The organism is Streptomyces solincola (genome assembly GCF_002982015.1).
Classification (GTDB): domain Bacteria; phylum Actinomycetota; class Actinomycetes; order Streptomycetales; family Streptomycetaceae; genus Streptomyces; species Streptomyces solincola.
Window position 1 is genome coordinate 1 of record NZ_PVLV01000516.1, and the last position, 2770, is coordinate 2770.

A 2770-nucleotide genomic window follows, 5' to 3' on the forward strand; every position below is an offset into this window, starting at 1 on the left:
CCCGGCCCGCCCGTCCGGCGCACCCGATCAGGTGGCGGCGGTGGTCGCCGGGTGCGGGGTCGCCGTCGGCCCCGCGGGCCGAGGCGCCGGAGGGACGGCGCGCCAGGCGGAGGGCGACGACGGGGGAGCCGGGTGCTAGCCGCGCACGCCGCAGACGTGCAGCAGGGCCGCCACCCGGCGGTAGGGCTCGGTGCGGCCGGCCCGGTCCTCGGCGTCCAGCAGCAGGGCCAGCTCGTCGGACGGCGGCAGACCGACCTCGCTGGGCACGTTGTCGGTGAAGACCCGCACGCCGTACCAGGCCTGGAGCGGCGCGGCGATGCCCGCCAGCGTCGCGGTCAGGTCCGCCAGCCGGTCGGCGCGCACCTGCTGCCCGAACCGGTCGACGTCGGTGGCCGACTCGTAGGCGGCCAGCGCCCCGCGCCAGTCGCCGCCGGTGCCCGGGCGCATCGCCAGCGCGTCGCCGTTGCGCACCACCAGGGACAGCAGCCCGCCCGGCGCGAGCATCCGGGCCAGCCCGGCCAGCATGGCGTCGGGCTCCTCGGCGTACATCAGGGTGCCGTGGCAGAGCACCACGTCGAAACTGCCCGGCAGGAAGTGCACGCCGGTCTCCCGGCCGTCCCCCTGGAGCAGCGTCACCCGCTCGCGGATGCCGGCCGGCTCACCGGTCAGCGCCTCACGCGCCGCGCGCAGCAGGGTCTCGTCGGCCTCCAGACCGGTGACCGTGTGCCCGGCCCGGGCCAGCCGCAGCGCCTGGGTGCCCTGCCCCATCCCGGCGTCCAGGATGCGCAGCCGCTGGCCGACCGGGTACCGGGCGGTGATCTGCTCGTCGAGCTGCCGGGCCACCAGCTCCTGGCGCACGGTGGCCCGCAGCCCGCCCAGACCGTCCAGCCGGCCAGCCGACGCGCCCGCGAATCCCGAGACCTGGGTGCTCAGGGCCGCTCTCCGCGCTTGACCTGCGGCTTCGGCAGGCGCAGCCGGCGCATCTGAAGGGTGCGCATCAGACCGTAGGCGACCGCGCCGCGCTTGTTCTCGTTCGGGAAGCGGGCGGCGAGCTGCTTCTTCAGCCGGATCCAGATACCGACCGAGTCGACCACGATCATCGCGATCACACCGAGCCACAGCAGCAGCGAGATGTTCTTGAGCTGCGGCGACGGCATCGTCGACAGGATCAGGATGATCACGGCCATCGGGAGGAAGAACTCCGCGACGCAGAACCGCGAGTCCACGAAGTCGCGGACGAAGCGCCGCACCGGGCCCTTGTCGCGGGCCGGCAGATAGCGCTCGTCACCGCTGGCCAGCGCCTGGCGCTGGCGGGTCATGTCGGCCCGCCGGGCCTCGCGCTGGCGGCGCGCGGCCTCCTTGCGGTCCAGCGGAGCGCTGGTCTGCGCACGGCGGCGCGTGGTCTGGGCCTCACTCCGCTTGGGAGTGGGGCGGCCCTTGGGGGCCTGCGGGTCGCGGGGCTGCGTGGGGAGGTCCGCCGGCGCCTTCACAGCGGAGACCTTCTCGTCCTTCGAACGGCTACGGAACACAAGGCCCAGGGTACGGGAGGGCTCGTGCGTACTCCTGTGCGCGAGCAGAACGATCGCGCAACGGCGGCCCGCGGCCCCGTGTGCGGGGGCGCCCCTCGGGGTGGCCGCTCCTCCCTGGGCCTGATCGCGGACGTCCGCACTCGTCCTTGCGGATGACCGCATCCGGCTCCGGACGGTGCGGTAATGGATGTGGGCCCCGTACTGTGGGTTCTGTTGGAGTGCCGGAGCCGAGTCCGTCAGAAAAGGGGGCGCGCGCAGCCCATGAGCGGTGTCATGAAGCGTATGGGGATGATCTTCCGCGCGAAGGCCAACAAGGCTCTTGACCGGGCCGAGGACCCGCGCGAGACGCTCGACTACTCGTACCAGAAGCAGCTCGAACTGCTCCAGAAGGTGCGCCGCGGCGTCGCCGACGTGGCCACCTCACGCAAGCGCCTGGAGCTCCAGCTCAACCAGCTCCAGACCCAGTCCGCCAAGCTGGAGGACCAGGGCCGCAAGGCGCTGGCGCTGGGCCGCGAGGACCTGGCGCGCGAGGCGCTGTCCCGCCGCGCCGCGCTCCAGCAGCAGGTCAGCGACCTGGAGACGCAGCACCAGACCCTCGCCGGCGAGGAGGAGAAGCTGACGCTGGCCGCGCAGCGCCTCCAGGCCAAGGTCGACGCCTTCCGCACCAAGAAGGAGACGATCAAGGCCACCTACACCGCGGCCCAGGCGCAGACCCGGATCGCCGAGTCGTTCTCCGGCATCTCCGACGAGATGAGCGACGTGGGCGTCGCCATCCAGCGCGCCGAGGACAAGACGGCCCAGCTCCAGGCCCGGGCCGGGGCCATCGACGAGCTGCTGGCCTCCGGCGCCCTGGACGACCACTCCGGGCTGGCCAAGGACGACATCCAGGCCGAGCTGGACCGCCTCTCCGGCGGCACCGACGTGGAGCTGGAGCTCCAGCGGATGAAGGCCGAGCTGGCCGGCGGCGCCGCCGACCGCCAGCAGGCCATCGAGGGCGGCCAGGGCGCCGCCGAGGACCAGTCCCAGGGCCGGTCGCAGTCCCAGCCGCAGCCGCCCAGGTTCGACAAGCAGTAGGCCGCCCGCTCCCGCGGGACCGCACCGCACTCCACCCGCCCGGCACCCGGGCCCGCGTCCACGGGCCCGGGTGCCGGGCCGTGTGCGGTCCGTGCGCGCGGCACGCAGAGAGGCTGGCCCGTGCGGCACAGCGACGAACACCCCGGCCGCCGCCCCCCGCTCCCGGC

Annotated in this window: 3 protein-coding genes; 1 reads left to right on the forward strand and 2 read right to left on the reverse strand. The window is 74.2% G+C overall.

All coding sequences use genetic code 11. From position 1 onward, the window contains the following. Positions 1-135 precede the first annotated feature (135 nt). Both C6N75_RS26090 and C6N75_RS26095 read right to left on the reverse strand, forming a co-directional pair. Positions 136-858 (reverse strand): class I SAM-dependent methyltransferase, encoded by a 723-nt coding sequence (locus C6N75_RS26090; protein ID WP_256104456.1) that lies wholly within the window; start codon positions 856-858, stop codon positions 136-138. Positions 859-929: 71 nt separating this feature from the next. Continuing rightward, positions 930-1529: a DUF3043 domain-containing protein gene (locus tag C6N75_RS26095; protein ID WP_105871334.1), complete on the reverse strand. Its 600-nt coding sequence runs from the start codon at positions 1527-1529 to the stop codon at positions 930-932. A 261-nt stretch (positions 1530-1790) separates the two neighbouring features. On the opposite strand from C6N75_RS26095, the gene C6N75_RS26100 reads away from it, so the two are divergent. Beyond that, a complete protein-coding gene (locus tag C6N75_RS26100) occupies positions 1791-2603 on the forward strand; it encodes a PspA/IM30 family protein (RefSeq protein ID WP_105871335.1) in 813 nt (270 codons plus the stop codon). Positions 2604-2770: the final 167 nt, after the last annotated feature.